The sequence below is a fragment of the Pseudomonas sp. 3296 genome (assembly GCF_031456615.1).
In the GTDB taxonomy this organism is placed as follows: domain Bacteria; phylum Pseudomonadota; class Gammaproteobacteria; order Pseudomonadales; family Pseudomonadaceae; genus Aquipseudomonas; species Aquipseudomonas mucoides.
In genome coordinates, this window is the sequence record NZ_JAVDUY010000001.1 from 439,092 (window position 1) to 456,371 (window position 17,280).

16 protein-coding genes and 2 pseudogenes are annotated in these 17,280 nt (G+C 59.1%); 9 read left to right on the plus strand and 9 right to left on the minus strand.

All coding sequences use genetic code 11. The annotated features are described in order from the left end of the window. The first annotated feature begins 54 nt into the window (after positions 1 to 54). The 3 genes and pseudogenes from J2X66_RS02150 to J2X66_RS02160 all read left to right on the plus strand — a co-directional run bounded on the left by J2X66_RS02150 (position 55) and on the right by J2X66_RS02160 (position 2,419). Positions 55 to 861: a CheR family methyltransferase gene (locus J2X66_RS02150; protein WP_405046759.1), complete on the plus strand. Its 807-nt coding sequence runs from the start codon at positions 55 to 57 to the stop codon at positions 859 to 861. After that, a pseudogene (locus J2X66_RS02155) lies at positions 858 to 1,377 on the plus strand (chemotaxis protein CheD); the annotation flags it as partial. The gene J2X66_RS02150 and the pseudogene J2X66_RS02155, both read left to right, overlap by 4 nt. Further along, complete coding sequence (locus J2X66_RS02160; RefSeq protein WP_310260267.1) at positions 1,349 to 2,419, plus strand: chemotaxis response regulator protein-glutamate methylesterase; 1,071 nt, start codon at positions 1,349 to 1,351, stop codon at positions 2,417 to 2,419. The pseudogene J2X66_RS02155 and the gene J2X66_RS02160, both read left to right, overlap by 29 nt. A 21-nt stretch (positions 2,420 to 2,440) precedes the next feature. Here the strand turns inward: J2X66_RS02160 and J2X66_RS02165 are convergent, their stop codons facing one another. From J2X66_RS02165 to J2X66_RS02175, 3 genes are all read right to left on the minus strand, one after another. Further along, positions 2,441 to 3,088, minus strand: a complete 648-nt coding sequence (locus J2X66_RS02165; RefSeq protein ID WP_310260271.1) for a c-type cytochrome — start codon at positions 3,086 to 3,088, stop codon at positions 2,441 to 2,443. 9 nt (positions 3,089 to 3,097) lie between these two features. Then, positions 3,098 to 4,357: a molybdopterin-dependent oxidoreductase gene (locus tag J2X66_RS02170; protein WP_310260274.1), complete on the minus strand. Its 1,260-nt coding sequence runs from the start codon at positions 4,355 to 4,357 to the stop codon at positions 3,098 to 3,100. A gap of 251 nt (positions 4,358 to 4,608) precedes the next feature. Continuing rightward, complete coding sequence (locus J2X66_RS02175) at positions 4,609 to 6,126, minus strand: nucleobase:cation symporter-2 family protein (protein WP_310260278.1); 1,518 nt, start codon at positions 6,124 to 6,126, stop codon at positions 4,609 to 4,611. Between the two features lie 172 nt (positions 6,127 to 6,298). On the opposite strand from J2X66_RS02175, the gene J2X66_RS02180 reads away from it, so the two are divergent. Then, complete coding sequence (locus tag J2X66_RS02180; protein ID WP_310261423.1) at positions 6,299 to 6,589, plus strand: BrnA antitoxin family protein; 291 nt, start codon at positions 6,299 to 6,301, stop codon at positions 6,587 to 6,589. A gap of 33 nt (positions 6,590 to 6,622) precedes the next feature. Here the strand turns inward: J2X66_RS02180 and J2X66_RS02185 are convergent, their stop codons facing one another. Together J2X66_RS02185 and J2X66_RS02190 are read right to left on the minus strand one after the other, a co-directional pair. Beyond that, on the minus strand, positions 6,623 to 7,450 hold the full coding sequence (locus J2X66_RS02185) for an arylamine N-acetyltransferase (RefSeq protein WP_310260280.1): 828 nt from the start codon (positions 7,448 to 7,450) through the stop codon (positions 6,623 to 6,625). Between the two features lie 111 nt (positions 7,451 to 7,561). Then, complete coding sequence (locus J2X66_RS02190) at positions 7,562 to 8,356, minus strand: exodeoxyribonuclease III (RefSeq protein ID WP_310260284.1); 795 nt, start codon at positions 8,354 to 8,356, stop codon at positions 7,562 to 7,564. Between the two features lie 118 nt (positions 8,357 to 8,474). Between J2X66_RS02190 and J2X66_RS02195 the strand changes: the two are divergent. Continuing rightward, positions 8,475 to 8,549, plus strand: a pseudogene (locus tag J2X66_RS02195) (GNAT family N-acetyltransferase); the annotation flags it as partial. Positions 8,550 to 8,564: 15 nt separating this feature from the next. On the opposite strand, the gene J2X66_RS02200 reads toward J2X66_RS02195, so the two are convergent. Next, complete coding sequence (locus J2X66_RS02200; RefSeq protein ID WP_310261458.1) at positions 8,565 to 8,771, minus strand: hypothetical protein; 207 nt, start codon at positions 8,769 to 8,771, stop codon at positions 8,565 to 8,567. On the opposite strand from J2X66_RS02200, the gene J2X66_RS02205 reads away from it, so the two are divergent. Then, positions 8,680 to 8,937, plus strand: coding sequence for a hypothetical protein (locus tag J2X66_RS02205; protein ID WP_310261426.1), 258 nt, complete (start codon positions 8,680 to 8,682; stop codon positions 8,935 to 8,937). The two genes, J2X66_RS02200 and J2X66_RS02205, sit on opposite strands and share 92 nt — an antisense overlap. Before the next feature lie 54 nt (positions 8,938 to 8,991). On the opposite strand, the gene J2X66_RS02210 is transcribed toward J2X66_RS02205, so the two are convergent. Beyond that, entirely contained in the window at positions 8,992 to 10,398 is a 1,407-nt protein-coding gene (locus J2X66_RS02210; protein ID WP_310260288.1) for a DUF1254 domain-containing protein, read from the minus strand. 142 nt (positions 10,399 to 10,540) lie between these two features. Continuing rightward, the gene (locus J2X66_RS02215; RefSeq protein WP_310260291.1) at positions 10,541 to 12,112 is read right to left on the minus strand and encodes a diguanylate cyclase; all 1,572 of its coding nucleotides are present in this window, start codon (positions 12,110 to 12,112) and stop codon (positions 10,541 to 10,543) included. 298 nt (positions 12,113 to 12,410) lie between these two features. Here J2X66_RS02215 and J2X66_RS02220 point away from each other — a divergent pair, with 298 nt between their 5' ends. Further along, positions 12,411 to 12,878 (plus strand): hypothetical protein, encoded by a 468-nt coding sequence (locus J2X66_RS02220; protein WP_310260294.1) that lies wholly within the window; start codon positions 12,411 to 12,413, stop codon positions 12,876 to 12,878. A 41-nt stretch (positions 12,879 to 12,919) separates the two neighbouring features. Here J2X66_RS02220 and J2X66_RS02225 read toward each other — a convergent pair whose 3' ends face one another. Then, a complete protein-coding gene (locus J2X66_RS02225; protein WP_310260297.1) occupies positions 12,920 to 14,671 on the minus strand; it encodes a L,D-transpeptidase family protein in 1,752 nt (583 codons plus the stop codon). 81 nt (positions 14,672 to 14,752) lie between these two features. On the opposite strand from J2X66_RS02225, the gene J2X66_RS02230 reads away from it, so the two are divergent. Further along, entirely contained in the window at positions 14,753 to 15,457 is a 705-nt protein-coding gene (locus J2X66_RS02230) for a murein L,D-transpeptidase catalytic domain family protein (RefSeq protein WP_310260299.1), read from the plus strand. A gap of 106 nt (positions 15,458 to 15,563) precedes the next feature. Next, on the plus strand, positions 15,564 to 17,270 hold the full coding sequence (locus J2X66_RS02235) for a copper resistance system multicopper oxidase (RefSeq protein WP_310260303.1): 1,707 nt from the start codon (positions 15,564 to 15,566) through the stop codon (positions 17,268 to 17,270). Positions 17,271 to 17,280 lie beyond the last annotated feature (10 nt).

The window sequence follows — 17,280 nt, forward strand, 5'->3', positions numbered from 1 at the left end:
TTGATCGATTGTGCATTGCAACGTCGTTCCTGGACCTGGCAAGGATGTTTGATCGTGAATGCAGAAGCGCTCAAGGATAGCGAGTTCAAGCAGTTCCAAAGCTGGCTGTATCGTGCCGCCGGCATCAGCCTCAGCCCCGCAAAAAAAGCACTGGTTGCCGGGCGCTTGTCCAAACGGTTGAAGCACCATCAACTGAACAGCTACGGCGACTATTTCCAGATGATCATGGGCCATGGGGCCACTGCGGAACTGCAGATAGCCCTGGACTTGCTCACCACCAACGAAACCTATTTCTTCCGCGAACCCAAGCATTTCGACTTCTTGCGCCAGCAGGTTTTACCCAAGGCCGCTCCGGGCAAAACCTTCCGTCTGTGGAGCGCCGCCAGCTCTTCCGGCGAGGAACCCTACAGCCTGGCCATGACCCTGGCCGATGGCCTGGGCAGTACCCCTTGGGAAATCATCGGTTCCGACATCAGCAGCCAGGTGTTGGCCAAGGCCCGCACGGGGCACTACCCGATCGAGCGCGCCAGCCACATTGCACAACCCTTGTTGACCAAACATTGCCTGAAAGGGACCGGTAGCCAGGAGGGTACGTTCCTGATCGAGCGAAGCCTGCGCAGCCGGGTGCACTTCATGCCAATCAACCTCAACGAAAAACTGCCGGATATCGGCGACTTCGAGGTGATTTTCCTGCGCAATGTGATGATCTATTTCGATCAGGAAACCAAGCGCAAGGTGGTCGCGCGCATGCTGCCACGGCTCAAACCCGGCGGCTATTTCATCGTCAGCCATTCGGAAAGCCTGAACGGCATCACCGATGCCTTGAAGCTGATCTCACCCTCGATTTACCGCAAGCCATGAACAGGCCCCTCGGCGGCAACGAGATTTTCCTGCAGCCCGGCGAGTTCTATTTCGGCGATACGAGCACACGTATCCGCACCCTGCTGGGCTCCTGCGTCGCCATTACCCTGTGGCACCCGGCACGCGTGATCGGTGGCATGTGTCACTACATGCTGCCGAACCGGCAGAAGCCCGGTGGGCCACTCGACGGCAAATATGCCGACGAGGCCATGGCGCTTTTTCTGCTAGAGATGGCCCGCCACCACACGCGGCCCGAGGATTACCAGGTCAAGCTGTTCGGCGGCGGCACCATGTTTCCCGGCTACAGCGAGGAAAACAGCGTCGCCCACAACAATATCAACGCCGCCCGGCTATTGGTCACGCGCCACCATTTGCGTCTGAGCGCCGAGGATTTAGGGCGCAACGGGCATCGCGACGTGATCTTTGATATCAGCAGCGGCCATGTCTGGGTCTGCCATCAAGACTTGAACGAGAGCTCAAAGCGCTTATGAAAAAAATCAAGGTTCTGCTGGTCGACGACTCTGCCGTGGTACGCCAGGTGGTGCTCGCGTTGCTGGAGCGCGAGCCGGATATCCAGGTGATTGGCGCCGCCTCCGACCCCCTCTTCGCCATGGACAAAATGGCCAAAGAATGGCCCGACGTGATTGTGCTGGACGTGGAAATGCCGCGCATGGACGGCATCACCTTCCTGAAAAAAATCATGGCCGAGCGCCCCACTCCGGTGGTGATCTGCTCAACGCTCACGGAACGAGGCGCGGAAACCACGCTCCAGGCCCTTGCCGCCGGCGCGGTAGAAATCATCACCAAGCCCAAGGTCGGACTGAAAGGTTTCCTCGAACAATCCTCCGCCGAGCTGGTGGCGGCGGTCAGGGCCGCCGCGCAGGCCAACGTCAAACAACTGGTCAGGAACGCGGCAGCGCATACGCCAGTGGGCGCCAAATTGAATGCCGATGCCATTCTGCCGCCCTCCAGCGGCCAGGCCATGGCGCAGACCACGGAGCGGATTGTCGCCATCGGCACCTCCACCGGAGGCACCCAGGCACTGGAGCTGGTACTGACCGCGCTGCCACGGGTTTCCCCGGGCATCGTCATCGTGCAGCACATGCCGGAAAAATTTACCGCCTCGTTTGCTGCGCGCTTGAACACGCTGTCGCAGATAGAAGTACGCGAAGCGAAGAACAACGACCGGGTGATTCCCGGCCTGGCCCTCATTGCCCCCGGCGGCAAGCACATGCTGGTCAAGCGCAGCGGCGCCTACTATCACGTCGAGGTCGTCGATGGCCCACTCGTCAACCGTCATCGCCCGTCCGTGGACGTGCTGTTTCGGTCGGTGGCCAAGTTCGCCGGAAAAAATGCCACCGGCATCATCATGACCGGCATGGGTGATGACGGTGCCCGTGGCTTGAAGGAATTACATGAGACCGGTGCACGCACCTACGCTCAGGATGAAGCCAGCTGCGTGGTGTTTGGCATGCCCAAAGAGGCGATCAAACTGGGTGGAGTGGACCGGGTGATCGCCCTGGACGACATTCCCAGAGCGATCACCAATGGCAGGTAACGCGCATTGTTGACAGAGCATTTACTGCTGCAAGATGAACGTGCTCAGGGTGTGCAGATCGTCCGGGCTTAGCTGCGCGAAAGGCGGCATCGGAATGTCCCCCCATTTGCCGGTACCGCCGTGCTGAATGCTCGACGTGACCTTGGCCAGCGCCTGCGGATCGTTGGCGTATTTGGCTGCCACCTCGTGATAGGCCGGGCCTACAATCTTGTGATCGATGGCGTGGCAGGACAAACAGGCGTTGCCCTGGAGCAATGCCATGGCATCGACTTTGGCCACGGGCGCCACCGGAGATTGACCCACCGTCGGGTTCGAAGCTGCCTGCACCTCGGCATCGTTCGCATGTGCACTGCCGTAAGTGACCGCCAGGTAAGCGCCGATAATGCTCACATCCTGATCGCTGATCGGCGCCCCGTACACGTGCTGCATCTTGCTCGCCTCTCCAGTCCACTGCGCCAGGGTCATGCCGGGAGGCTGGAAGTTGATGTAATCAGCGGAATGGCAGGTGGAGCATTTCTGTTGGGCCAGTTGATAACCTGGCAGCGCATTGGGTTTGAGCACTGCCGTTTCGGGCGGCAAGGTGATCGAGAGCGGCGCGGCGCCAGCCAGGCCAATCCAGCCAACCTGAGCCGCGCACAGCAAAGTGGTCATGCGTTTCATGAGTTTCATGCAGGCCCCTCAGGCGACAGTCACGTGGCTGGTTTCTACGACGTGGCGGCGGTAGCCCCCCGGGTTCCAGTCGGCTTGCAGCGGCTGCGTCTCGCCCGCACTGTTACTGGCTCGGACCATCAACTGCGTGGCGCCCTTGCTGGTAAAGGTAATCGGCAGCGTCCACTCCCGGAAGGAGAAACGGCCAAGGTCCTGACCCAGGTCGGCTTCGCGCCAGTTTTTCCCGCCGTCGATGGAAATTTCCACCTTGTTGACGCCTGCACCGCCGTCGAACGCGATGCCCTTGAGCACCACGCTTTTTTTCAGCGGCAACACATCGCCATGTTTGACGCTGGTGATGAAGCTGCGCACCGGCAGTTTGGAAATCGGCTTGGTTTGCGCCGCCGTGGTGCCGGGGGCGATGCAGAAGCAATCGTTGTCGGGTACGCGGTAACCTTTGGCCATGAAAAAACCGTCGTAGGTATGGTCGACGACTTCGATCTCGCTCAGGTGCTTGACCCAGTACGTGCCGAAATATCCCGGCACCACCAGACGTATCGGGTAACCGTTGAGGAATGGCAGATCCGTGCCATTCATCGACCAGGCGATCATCGGCTCGCCGTCCATGGCATGACTGATTTCCAGCGCCTTGATGAATTCCGGCGTACTCGGCAGCACGGGCTTATCGAGCCCACGGAAGGTCACTTGTCTGGCGTCGTCTTTCACACCGGCCTTTTCCAGAACCGCCCTGAGCGGGACGCCCACCCAGCGGGCATTGCCCATAGAGCCGTTGCCCAATTGAGCGCCGAACACGCGCGGCATCGAGAAGCCACGGCTGTTACCCGAACACTGATTGACGGCCACCACTTCTACCGGATCGGCGAGGGCTTTCAGCTCCGCCAGGGACAGTGAAAGCACCGTGTTGACCGAGCCCTTGATCGTCAGACGGTACGTATCCGGATCAATGCTGGTAGGAAAATTGGCCAAGTGATAACGCACGAAAAAGGCGTCATTGGGGGTGAGAGGCCCTTCATTGAAAACCGGGAATGGCGTCTCAAGGTGCGGCGGGCGGGTGGTCACCAGGGTCAACGGGCGCTTTTGCGGGTATTGCACCAGCGGCCGTGGGCCAGCCGCGAAGGTGACTTCTTCGGCGGCTTCGTCAGCTGGCCCGGTTTGCTCGGCAGCCTTGGCAAGACTTGCCAACGGAGAAGCCGCAAAAGCCAGGACGAAGGTATCGCGTAGCACGCGCCGGCGGCTCGGCTTGCTGTTGTCTATAAAACTGAACTTCATTCTGCGCTCTCTATAATTGTTTTACTGAGATGCAACTGACCGCTCTCCCCCGCCAGGCTTGATGTGTAAACGGGGATTCGCAGGGAAAACCAGTATCGTCAGGAGTACGTCGACCGCTTTTCATTTGACGTCAGTGACTTCACATTTGACGACAGGCTTGGGTGGTCAGCACCGTCGCCAGAGCGTAGTTCAGGCAATAAAAAAGGCGTCCCGAAGGACGCCTTATTCATAGTTTCATGTCTTGAGTGTTGTCAGACATGCTCACTGCTTTTCGTATGTGCGGCACGCGGTTCGCCATGTCCATGGTCCGCCTCCACCACCGGGATTTCTTTCCCGTCGCAGTCATGCAGCTTGCCTTCGCTGAAGTAATCCCCTTCACGCAACGCTGCCAGATCCTGATAACGAAGCACTCGCTCAGTACCGGCCGCGAACACCGACTGCTGATCCGAGTTACCGGCCGTGAGGTGGTTGAAGGTCAGGTTCAGCACGATGGCCATGATCGCCGACGAGCTGATGCCTGAGTGGAAAATGGTCGCGAACCAGCTAGGGAAGTGATCGTAGAAGTTTGGTGCAGCAATAGGAATCATGCCGAAACCGATGGACGTGGCGACGATGATCAGGTTGACGTTGTTGCGGTAATCAACCTTGGACAGCGTGCGAATACCACTGGCCGCCACGGTGCCGAACAGCACAATACCGGCGCCGCCGAGGACCGACGTCGGCACTGCGGCGATGACCCGCCCCATGAAGGGCAGCAAGCCGAGGATCACCAAAAACAAACCGCCCGTGGCAACCACGAAGCGGCTCTTGATCCCGGTCACGGCCACCAGCCCGACGTTCTGGGCGAAAGCGCTTTGGGTGAACGAACCGAAGATCGGCGCGATCATGCTCGACAGCATGTCGGCGCGCAGGCCATTGCCCAGACGCTTGGAGTCGACTTTGGTGCCGATGATTTCGCCGACGGCGAGGATGTCCGCCGAGGTTTCCACCAACGTCACCATGACCACGATGCACATCGACAGGATGGCAGCGAAGTGGAAGGTCGGCATGCCGAAATGGAACGGCGTCGGGAAGCCGAACATCGGGCCCTGAGTGACAGACGAGAAGTCTGCCATGCCGAGGAACACCGCGATGACTGTGCCAATGACCATCGCCAGCAGAATCGACAACCGGGAGATGGTCGCGCTGCCGATCTTGCTCAACAGCAGGACCAGCACCAGCGTCACCGCCGCCAGACCGATGTTCGCCATGCTGCCGAAGTCCGGCGCATGGCTATTGCCGCCCATGGCCCAGCGTGCCGCCACCGGCATCAACGTCAGGCCGATGGTGGTGATCACAATGCCCGTGACCAGCGGCGGGAAGAACTTGGTGATGCGCGAGAACACCGGCGTGATCAACAAGCCAATCAACGACGCGGCAATCACCGCCCCGAGAATCGACTGAAACCCGCCCTCCCCGCCACTGCTGACAATCGCCACCATGGTCGCGACGCCAGAAAACGACACGCCCTGTACCAGCGGCAACTGACAACCGAAAAACGGCAAACCAAGGGTCTGCAGTAACGTCGCCAGCCCCCCTGCAAACAATGAAGCAGCAATCAACAAACCGATGTCCGCCGGCGAAAGCCCGGCCGCCTGACCAATGATCAAAGGCACCGCAACGATACCGCCGTACATGGTCAGAACATGTTGCAGGCCGTAAGCCATATTCGCGCCGATCCCAAGGTTTTCATCCTCGGGCCGTTGGTGTGAAACATGGGGCGTTTTCATAGTTGGGGGGTTCCCTGGTTTTTGTTATGCGCACACTGTATGCAAGACTCAGGACAAATGTCTATAGAGTTGTATACAACTCATCAGTCAGATTATGGACAGGTGTCCATTCCGGCCTTATCTGTGCGGCTTGCTGGCTCCTCAAAATTTTTGAAATACTTCTTTTCTTGTTATAGCCCCCAGTAAAGGCAAAACCCGAATCACCATCATGCTGGATGATGCCGTCATAGAGACGGCTCGCTCTCTCGCCGAGAGCGAGGGGTTTGGTTATCAGACGGTGATCAACAACACCTTGCGTCAGGCGTTACTCAATCAGCGGGAAACACCCGTTGAGCTTGATCAGCGCACGGCTGTGGGGAATGCCCGGCATTTCAAGGAAGGGATAACCCCTGGCGAACTGAAGAACCTCGAGAAAAAATTAACCGAAGTGCTCAGTGAAATTCATCGGGTGATGGCGCCTTGAATACACCGCTGTGAGGTCTCAAAGAAAACTGGCTCAGCTTGGGCGAATCAATCGCTCAAGCACGGTCCTTAATACCTCGTGTTGCGGCATCCGAATCCCGAACTCGTCCTGCAGTACCCCGATCAACTCATCCACATCCGCCACCTGCCGCCGTTCGCTTTCGCGACCGACCCGGTGTATCGCAAAACTGCCGTTGTTCAGCGTACGGCGCCATCCGTCTCCGGTCCGGGCGACCATCAACTGCCGCGCAAACGACGATTCGGGATGGGTGGAGACGTACCAGTTACCGAGGGTGTAATCGATATCTTCCTGGCGCTGCAGGTCAAAAATGTACATCGGTCGCCACTCACCGCCGACGTTGGCCCGCAGGGTGTAGCCGTCTTCATGGCGTTCAATGCGATACGGTTCATGGGGGCTGAGTTGTTCAGCATCGGTATCGAGTATCAGGGGTGCGGTGGGGACCATGCCGCCGAAGCCGACGTCAGTGATGTAGCGCACGCCGTCCAGCGTAACCAGGCTCAAGCGGTGCGTGCGCGCAGTCCACGCGCCTTCGGGTTGGCCCATTACGACACGGCCGGTAATGCCGCGAGCGTCGAAGCCCAGTTCCTGGAGCAAGGCCAGAAACAGGTTGTTGAGTTCATAGCAATAACCACCGCGACCGTCGAACAGGACTTTCTGCTCGATGGACGGCAGGTCAATCAGCACCGGCTCGCCCGACAACGTGGTGAGGTTTTCGAACGCGAAGGCCCCGGTGTGGCGCAGTTGCAGCAGACGCAGGGTTTCCAGGGTCGGCGCCGGTGGGGCGTCGAAGCCCAGGCGCTGTAGATACAACGCAAGGTGGGTCAGGCGTGGCTCGCTCATTGCTCAGTCCTTATGCATGGGCCGCGGATCTCTCCGCCGATGGCCGCCATGTATAAGGGATAAAGCGCTGCCACTGACAATTGATTTAGCCAATCAATCCACTGGCCGATATCAATGTCGCTTGCGCGAACTCACACGAATCCACGTCGGCGCGTGATCACTGGCATGCGGCTCATTGCGCACCCAGGCATCGACACCCGCCTCTTGCAGATAAGGACTCAGCGCCGGGTTCAGCAACAGGTGATCGATACGCAGCCCGGAATTGGTCTGCCAGTGTTGGCGGAAATAATCCCAGAAAGTGTAAAGCCGATCCTCGGGATACAAATGACGCAAAGAGTCCGTCCAGCCCTGATCCAGCAAGCGTTGATAACACGCGCGGCTTTGTGGTTGCAGCAACGCATCCTTGAGCCAGGAGCGTGTGTTGTAGATGTCCAGGTCGGTGGGCACCACATTGTAATCACCGGCCAGCACCACCGGGTGCTCGCTGCTCTGCAGATCCTTGGCATAAGCGATCAGCCGTTCGAACCATGCCAGTTTGTAATCGAATTTCGGCCCCGGCTGCGGGTTGCCATTGGGCAGATACAGACACCCCACCAGCACGCCGTGCACTGCCGCTTCCAGATAGCGACTGTGGGTGTCCATGTCGTCACCCGGCAAACCGCGTCGACTTTCCAGCGGTTGTGCATCCCGCGCCAGAATCGCTACCCCGTTCCACGACGCCTGCCCCTGCCAGAGGGCGCCATAGCCGGCCGCTTCAAGCTCGGCAACCGGAAACGCCGAGTCAACCGACTTGAGCTCCTGCAGACACGCGATGTCCGGTTTTTCCCGTTCCAGCCACGCCAACACGTTGGGCAGGCGTGCGCGCAGGCCGTTGACATTGAAGGTAGCGATTTTCAGGTTTTTCATGGTCCGAGGCTCGCAACGGATTGGCGGTATCCGGTTGTGACCCGATTGCGTGGCGACAGTTGCCGTGACCTGCGCAGCAGGCGATTAAAGGTCTCAATAGCGCACTTGCCAATCGAAAAACCAGGCATCCCCTCAGGCAATTTTGCGGCTGGGTGCGCAACAGGAAGGCATCGTGAGCCACGAACGGATCATGAGCACTGACCACTCGTCATCCAACCGGCACCAACCATCCCGCCCTTGGCACCAACATCAGGTAACGACTCATCTTTTGGAGACGGACCATGATGACCAAAAAAATCATGCCGCTGCTACTCGCTGGCTTGTTGGGCGTCGCCTGCGCAGCCACGTTTGCAGCGTCCAACGACGGCGCCGGCTCGACCGGCTCCCAGTCCGGGACCAGCAGCGGCTCGAACATGTCGACCGACCACACTCCCGGTACGCCGCCGGCCGGAAGTAACACGGACTCGGGCGGCGGCACCGGGACTAATGGCGGCGCCAGTGGTTCGGGCTCCGGCGCAGGCGGCGGAACCGGGGCGGCAGGTGGCGGAACCGGAGGTGCCGGGGGTGGAACGGGCAGCTGAACGAATAAAAGCAGGCCATGAAGCGATTCATGGCCTGCTTTCGTTACCAGCCCATCACAAACGCTTGACCGCAGGCGGGTTCCACTTGCCGTTCAACGCCTCGGGTTTCGGGCCGTACAAGCGCATGGTCAAATTGAACGAGCCTTTGGGAGCGGGCAGCCAATTGGCCTCAAGGTCCTTACCGGGGCTTTCGTTCTGGAAGTAAAGATCCACAGAATTGTCGGCATTGGTCTTGAACGGCATCCAGCTGCTGACCGCAAAACGATTGAGTGAATTGCCCACCTGGAACCCTTCCGGATCGTACAAGGTGATCGACCAGAAAGCGTTCACCGGAGGCACTTGATCTTTATCGAAATGCAGCACGTACTTGTTGGCCCCATCCAGTGGCTTGCCCTGCTCATCCCCCATGTTCAGCGGGTAGATCGCATCCTCGGGCAAGTTCGCTCCCAACCCGACCTGCGCCACGATCGCGCGTTTAAGGTAGTAGTTGCCATAGACGCCCATGGTGTCGGTGTTCATCGACCAGCCATTGACGACGCGAGCAAGCGTTGCCACTTTCCACTTCATCAGCGTTTGCGCTTCTCCAGGCACGGTCTGCAGCGCGGCTTTCACGGCCGGGTCCAGCGCCTCGAAGTTGAATGATTTGCCCACTTCAATACCGATGCGTTGCATCTGCGCCATGATTGGCTGGTCGGTGAGATGAGGCGGATGTAATTTCAGTAGCTCGGCCGCATAGGCAAAATAATTGGCTGCCGACATCGTATCGATCTGAATCTTCGGCGGCGTTTTCATGTCCACCGACGGGTCGATTTTCACAGTAACCGGTTCGGCTTTTTTACCCAGCTGCGACAACGGCGTCACCGTGTAGCCCGCCTGAATGCTGTGCACTGCCGCGTAGTCCGCTTCGCCGTCGGTCTTGGTACGACCGATGATCCAGACGAAAGGTGTCGGCGCCGGCAAATGGCTCAATCCGGTCGGAACCGTTCCGGTCCAGCCCGGCGGGGTTACCAGAAACTGACTGGCCTGCGTGCCGGTCGTGCGCCAACCGGGCGAGGCAAAAACGTCGCTCCACATGTCGAGCATCGGCAGCAGATAAAAACGCCCCGCCGTGTCCGGCGCGGAAATCACCAGCGGCTCCTTGGTCAAGTCGAGCCAGGCAATGGAATACAGCGTGTCGAAGTTCGAGCGCACCACCCCTTTGAAATTCGCGGGCGGGTACTGCGGCACGCTCACGAACATGTTCATCGGGCCTTTACCAAACTCCTTGCCGGGTTCGATATTGGTGAACTGCTTGCGGGTGATGTCCATGGTCAGCAGCGGATAAAAATACAGGTAGGCCTCTACGCCAATGGCATGCGCTTCTTCGGGCGTTACTTTCGTTTGAGCCTGACTGGCCAGTGGGAAAACGGCAGCAGCCGCAAGGGTTAGAGCAACGGCTGTCAATGCTTGAGTAATCAACATTTAGGCGATCGTCCATTCGTTGGGGAGCGCTGCCGGGCTCGGCAGGGCTAACGGAACTCTAGACGATTGATTAAGCAAGAACTGACAGGCGGACGGCCGGTTGGGAGGGGTGTTGCAGGACTGAAACAACAAGCCGGGCGATTCAACGATCCGAGCGCGCCAGCGCCTCCATCCCCCCTTCCATCGACAACACGCAGGACCGGTTACGCCCCGAATGCTTGGCCTGATACAACGCCGCATCGGCGCGCTCGATGAACACTTCAATACTGTCGCGCCCGGTCGGTATAAACGCGTAACAGCCCAGACTGACCGTCACATAGCCCGTGGGTGAGCCACTGTGGGTGATGTTCTTGTCCATGACGCTGCGGCGGATTTGTTCGGCAATTGCCAACGCGCCATGAATGTCGGTGTTGGGCAGCAACACGGCGAACTCTTCACCGCCATAACGCACCGCAAGATCGGCCTTGCGATGGCAGCAACCCTTCAACGCTCGCGCCACCTCGGCCAGGCAATGGTCACCGGCGACATGGCCGTAGGTGTCGTTGTAGCGTTTGAAGAAATCGATATCGAGCATGACCAGGCTCAATGAACTTAACTGCCGGGCACCGCGCGCGAACTCGATGTCCAGCGCCCGCTCGAACAATCGACGGTTGGCCAGGCCGGTCAGGCTGTCGTGAGTGGCAATCAGCTCCAGGGCTTCTTGCGCCTTGCGTAAATCGGCCTCGATCCGCTCACCGTCCCGCACCTGATGAATGAACACCCAGCCAAACAGCCCAACGCCCAGGATCACCAGCGCCACGATGACGCTGGATTGGATCGCCGTGTCGTACCAGACTTTCAGCACTGCGTCCCGCGAGGACGCTGCGGAAACCACCAGTGGATAACCGTCCAGTTGACGATAGCCATACAGACGGACGATGCCGTCCACCACCGAACCGATCATCGCGGTGCCGGCCGGTGCGTTGGGCAGCAGGTTCTGGAAGATCTCGCCCTTGGCCAATGATGTGTTGATCAGCGACTCTACAAACGGCCGTCGCGCCAACAGTGTTCCATCGGTCAGGGCCAAAAACATCGAGCCCTTGTCATCGATGTTGAAGCTTTTGAAGAATTGATCGAAGTACGCCATCTTGATGCCAGCCAGCAATACCCCCTGAAACTTGCCGTTCTTGTCGTTGATGCGCTTGGACACCGGAATGATCCACTCGCCATTCTTGCGACTGCGAATGGCCTGCCCGATGTGCGCGACCGACGACACGTTCTGCTGGTGAAACTTGAAGTAGTCACGATCGGCCACCCCCGCCCCCCGGGGCAGGTCCTCGAACGACGTCACCACCCACTGCCCCTGCTTGTCGAACAGGAAAATCCCGTGCAACTGGTCCAGTGCCAGCACCCTGCGGGCAAAGGTTTTCTGCAAGCGCGGCAATTGAGCAACGCCATAACCGTCGGCTTGAATCCAGTCCACCAGGCTGGTCAGCACCAGGTCGGCTTTCATGAAGGTGTCTTCAGCCTGCTGCGCCATGGCCCGGGTCAGGTTCGACGACGCCACTTGCGCTTCATCCAGATCGTGGCGGCGCGACTGCTCCAGTTGCAGGTACAACAAACCACAGAGACACAGGCACACCGTCGCGATGAACAGCACCGATGCTGTCAGCAGCGGTAACCGTTTCAACGCGCCGCCGGGGGCGTGATGCGGGTCGTGAAGGGGGATAGGCAAAAGCTCGTCCTGTAAGGGTAAGGCGTGGGCGAAGGCCCAAAACCCTTATTTTTTGTGAGCTTAGTCTACGCCGTGGTGAGGGGCAATTGTGCTTTGGACAGACGCCGCATCGAATGTGTGCGAGCACTCTCGGCTGACCGGGTTGCAGCGCGGGCTGGTGGAGTGTGTGCGGGGGGAATTGACGGTCCTGCCGGACTGAAAAAATTTGTCACGTTTGTATTGCAGGCATGACCCAAGGCAAGACCCGGATGACGCTGAAGGAGCTACGATTACTCTTACATCATGACAAGGATTCGAAATGAGTAAGGCAGACGAGCTCGCCACGAAGTTGAAACAAACCGGGTCTACCCGTGCCGATCAGGCGATCGACAGCTGGCCTAGCCAGGTTTATGACCTGTATCGCCAGATCGAGGTTTGGTTGCATCCGCTGACCGAGGTGGGTTTGGTCCTGCGGCGTAACCCCACTCATGTCATCGAGAGCCGTCAGGACGGGGAAACGTTCGACTATGCCATCGACCAACTGATAATCGAAGGTAATCGCCACACCCTGACGTTCGACCCGGTCGCCCGCTTCACCACGGATGGCGAGGGGCGCATCGAGATTCACTCCAAAGGTAAAGAACTCGCCCTGTTGCGCACTGTGGATGAGCACGGCGAGACGCATTGGTGGCTGCAGACGATTGAGCAGTCCGGTGAACAAGCCGATGCGGTGGCATTAACAGAACACATCTTGCTGACGGCAGTGCAAGACGGCCTGGAACTCTAGACCAGCGCGACATAAGGGGTCCAAGCCTAACGTCCCCCTTCTTATTGCACACCCGGCCCCGACGCCACCACCGAACCCGCCGCCGCACGCAAATCCAGCGCCGGCACTGGCGCCGGCCGGTTCAGCGCCTGCAACACCGGCGCGTCATAACCATACACATCAGGCTTGAACGCCACTCGCCCGTCACTCTCCAGGTCCACCGTCCAGTACGCCAGCAACACCGGCACTTTCACGGGAAGCCGGATGTTCTCGGTCTTGCCGTTGGCCAATTGTTTTTGAATGCCGGCGCTGTTCCATTTCACCGGGTCGTTGAACAGCAGCTCCACCAGTTGCAGCGGGTTTTCGACCCGAATGCAGCCCGAGCTGGTTGCGCGGACAGTCTTGGCAAACAACTCGCGGTGCGGCGTGTCGTGGAGGTAAATAGCATAGTCGTTGGGGAAGCGGATCACGACCTGGCCCAGCGAGCTATCAGGCCCGGCATCCTGACGCAGGGTCAGTCCGCGTGCATTGCTCCAGTCAACGGTCGACGGATCGAGCACATTGCCTGCTCGATCCAGTACACGTATCCGGTTGCTGGCCAGGTAGCCTGGATTGGCCTGAATTTTTGGTATCACGTCTTCCTTGAGGATCGTCGGCGGGACCGTCCAGGTCGGGTTAAAGGTGATGTAGGTAATTTGCGCCTGAAAAATCGGGGTATTGCGCGCCGTTTTACCCACCTGCACCCGGGATCGCCAGATTGGTTGGCCGTCGCGGTACATCGCCACCTTATAGCCGGCGATATCGACGATAACGAACGTGCCCTGCAGTTTATAAAGCAGCCAGCGCGCCCGCTCCATGTTCACCCGCACCTGGTCGATGCGCGCCTCAACCGGCACATTCAATGCCGCCAGGGTGGTCGCCCCCGCCATACCATCCGCACCAAGGTACTGCTCGGTCTGATACTTTTTCACCGCCGCGGTGACGGCGCCGTCGTACTTCGTACCGCGGATCAATCGCGGATCGAGAAAACCTGCCGCGACCATCCTCGCGCGCAATTGTGCGACAGCAGGCTCGTCCATGCCGGGTTTGAGCGAATGGTCCACCACCACTTTGGGCCAGCCACCCCGATCCCGAATACCGCGCAGTTGCGCCAACGCCTGACGCAAGCTGACGTACACCGCCTCTTGTGGCGGCGCCTGGGCGAAAGCACTCGCCACGTCGTGATTGTCGAGCGCAGCGAAGAAGGCATTGATGTCGTTACGGGGATCGACGCCGTTCGAATCAAAATTCCAGTGATTGTCCAGCCGTGAAGGGTCAACCTTGCCGCGCCGTAATTGCAGCAGCGCGCTAATAAAGGTGTGCGTGGTGGCGATATCAAACGCTGCGCGCTGCTCAGTCGAGGCAGTCAGGGTTTGCACCGAGGGTTGAGTCCGGACAATTTCATCCACATGAAAATCCGCCGGGTTCAAACCGTCGGCCTGGAGGTTGTTCAAACTTTTGATCAACTGAGCGACATCGCTGTCGTTGGTCCACGCCGCGCGATAGGCACGATGGGTATAAAAATCCATGACCAGACGACTGACATCCAGCCGCCGATAGCGCTTTGAAGTGAGCAAGGGCGGGAATGCGGTTTTCAATGGCGCAAGCGACGCCTGAATCGTTTGAGCGACGTTGTCGTCCGCTGCGGCGTCCATCACGGTGCTCGGTGCAGTTACCGACTCAATCGGCGAAGTTTCGGCGACTGCTGCACCGCTGATCAGAAAGCCCATAAAAAATACGCGGCTTATGACGAATAACCTTGTTAATTGCACCATGGATAATCCTTAATCTCCCGCATTCACTCGCTAGCTTCCGACGCACTGCTAGACTCGAACTTAACATGATGAGACATCTATATGGCGCTACTACGTTTTGGCCTTCCATTGGCGGCCCTGCTACTGACTGCAATGTCCGTACCGTCAGCCTACGCCGATTCGCTGGCCGCCGCCCTCGTCAAAGCAGCGCCGGGTGCCGACGCAAAAGTCATTAACCTGGCCGTCCGCGCTTCACAATGCAGCATCGCTCAAGGCGCAGCCCCTGTCCAAAGGCTTGCGATCATCGACTATTCCCTGCCCTCCACCGAACAACGGTTGTGGGTATTTGACCTTAAAAAACGCAAGTTGCTGTTCCATGAACTGGTGGCCCACGGTCGAAACAGCGGCGAGAACATGGCCGTCAACTTTTCCAATCAAAACGAAAGTTTCGCCACCAGTCTCGGCTTGTACCGGACACAGTCCAGTTATGTCGGGCAAAACGGTTACTCGCTGCGCATGGAAGGCCTGGAGCCCGGTTTCAACGACAACGCCTTTGACCGGGCAATCGTGATTCACGGTGCGCCCTATGTCAGCCCGATGCTGGCCCGGGTGAATGGCCGGATTGGCCGAAGCCTCGGTTGCCCGGCAGTCAGGCCGGCGATTGCGCATCGGCTGATTGATTCGATGAAAGATGGGCAGCTGTTGTTCTCCTACTATCCGGATCAGCGCTGGTTGAAGACCTCTTCGTATATCAATTGCGGCAGCGGCACGGTCGCTTCGGCGTCCAAAACCACCGTCCGCAAGTAAACACCGCGTGAACCTGTCAAAACTGTAATCCCCTGCTCAGTCTTCTGAAAGGCAGCCCTCGTTAGTCTCGCCGTCAACTCCACGTTGACGGAACGGGAACAACGGCATGCATTCCAACACCTCAAGACGCACTTTCGTGAAGGGCCTGGCCGCCGGCGGTTTGCTCGGTGGCCTCGGCTTATGGCGTGCGCCGGTCTGGGCGATCACCAGCCCCGGCGAACCCCAGGTCCTGGCGGGCACCGATTTCGACCTGTTGATCGGCGAAACCGCGGTCAACATCACCGGCAACCCACGCACCGCCATGACCATCAACGGCGGCATTCCCGGCCCGCTGCTGCGCTGGCGTGAAGGCGACACCGTCACGCTGCGGGTGAGGAACAAGCTCAAGGACGACACCTCCATCCATTGGCACGGCATTTTGCTGCCGGCCAACATGGACGGCGTGCCGGGGCTGAGCTTCCACGGCATCGAGCCCGGCGGAATGTACGTCTATCAATTCAAGGTCCGGCAAAACGGTACTTACTGGTACCACAGCCATTCGGGCCTTCAGGAACAGTCCGGTGTTTACGGCCCACTCGTGATCGACGCCAAAGAGCCGGAGCCGTTCGAGTACGACCGCGATTACGTGGTGATGCTGACCGACTGGTCCGACGAAGACGCGGCCGGCCTGATGAAGACGCTGAAAAAACAGTCCGACTACTACAACTACAACAAACTCACCGTGGGTGACTTCATCCACGACGTCGGCGAAAAAGGTTGGGGCGCAACGGTCGCGGATCGAAAGATGTGGGCCGAGATGAAGATGAACCCCACCGATCTCGCCGACGTCAGCGGCGCCACTTACACCTTTTTGATGAATGGCCAGGCGCCGGACAGGAACTGGACCGGCGTATTCCGGCCCGGCGAGAAGCTGCGCCTGCGCTTCATCAACGGCTCGGCCATGACGTATTTCGACGTGCGCATTCCCGGCCTGAAAATGACCGTGGTCGCGGCGGATGGACTGCACGTCAAACCGGTGAGCGTCGACGAGTTTCGGATCGCTGTGGCGGAGACGTTTGATGTGATTGTCGAGCCGACGCAAGGGGCCTACACCCTCTTCGCACAATCAATGGATCGCACCGGCTACGCCCGTGGCACGCTGACTTCGAAGTCGGGTTTATCCGCGCCGATCCCTGCGCTGGACCCTCGCCCGCGGGTAACCATGGATGACATGGGCATGGGCGGGATGGACCACGGCAGCATGGGCGATATGGAGGGCATGGATCACGGCGGCATGGTCATGCCGGGCATGCAATCTCATCCGGACGCGGAAAAAGACAACCCGCTGGTGGACATGCAGGCCATGACCACGTCGCCAAAACTCGACGATCCGGGTTTGGGCCTGCGCAACAACGGGCGCCGCGTCCTCACCTATTCCGACCTGCGCAGCACCTTCGAAGACCCCGATGGCCGAGAGCCGAGCCGCACGATCGAACTGCACCTCACCGGCCACATGGAGAAGTTCGCGTGGTCGTTCAACGGCGTGAAATTCTCCGACGCCGAACCGCTGCGCCTCAAATATGGTGAGCGGGTTCGCGTGGTACTGGTCAACGACACGATGATGACCCACCCCATCCACCTGCACGGCATGTGGAGCGACCTCGAAGACGAAAACGGCCAGTTCATGGTGCGCAAACACACGATCGACATGCCACCCGGCTCCCGACGCAGCTATCGGGTGACCGCTGATGCGCTCGGCCGCTGGGCCTATCACTGCCATCTCCTGTACCACATGGAGATGGGCATGTTCCGTGAAGTTCGCGTGGAAGAATGAGGCGCTACCC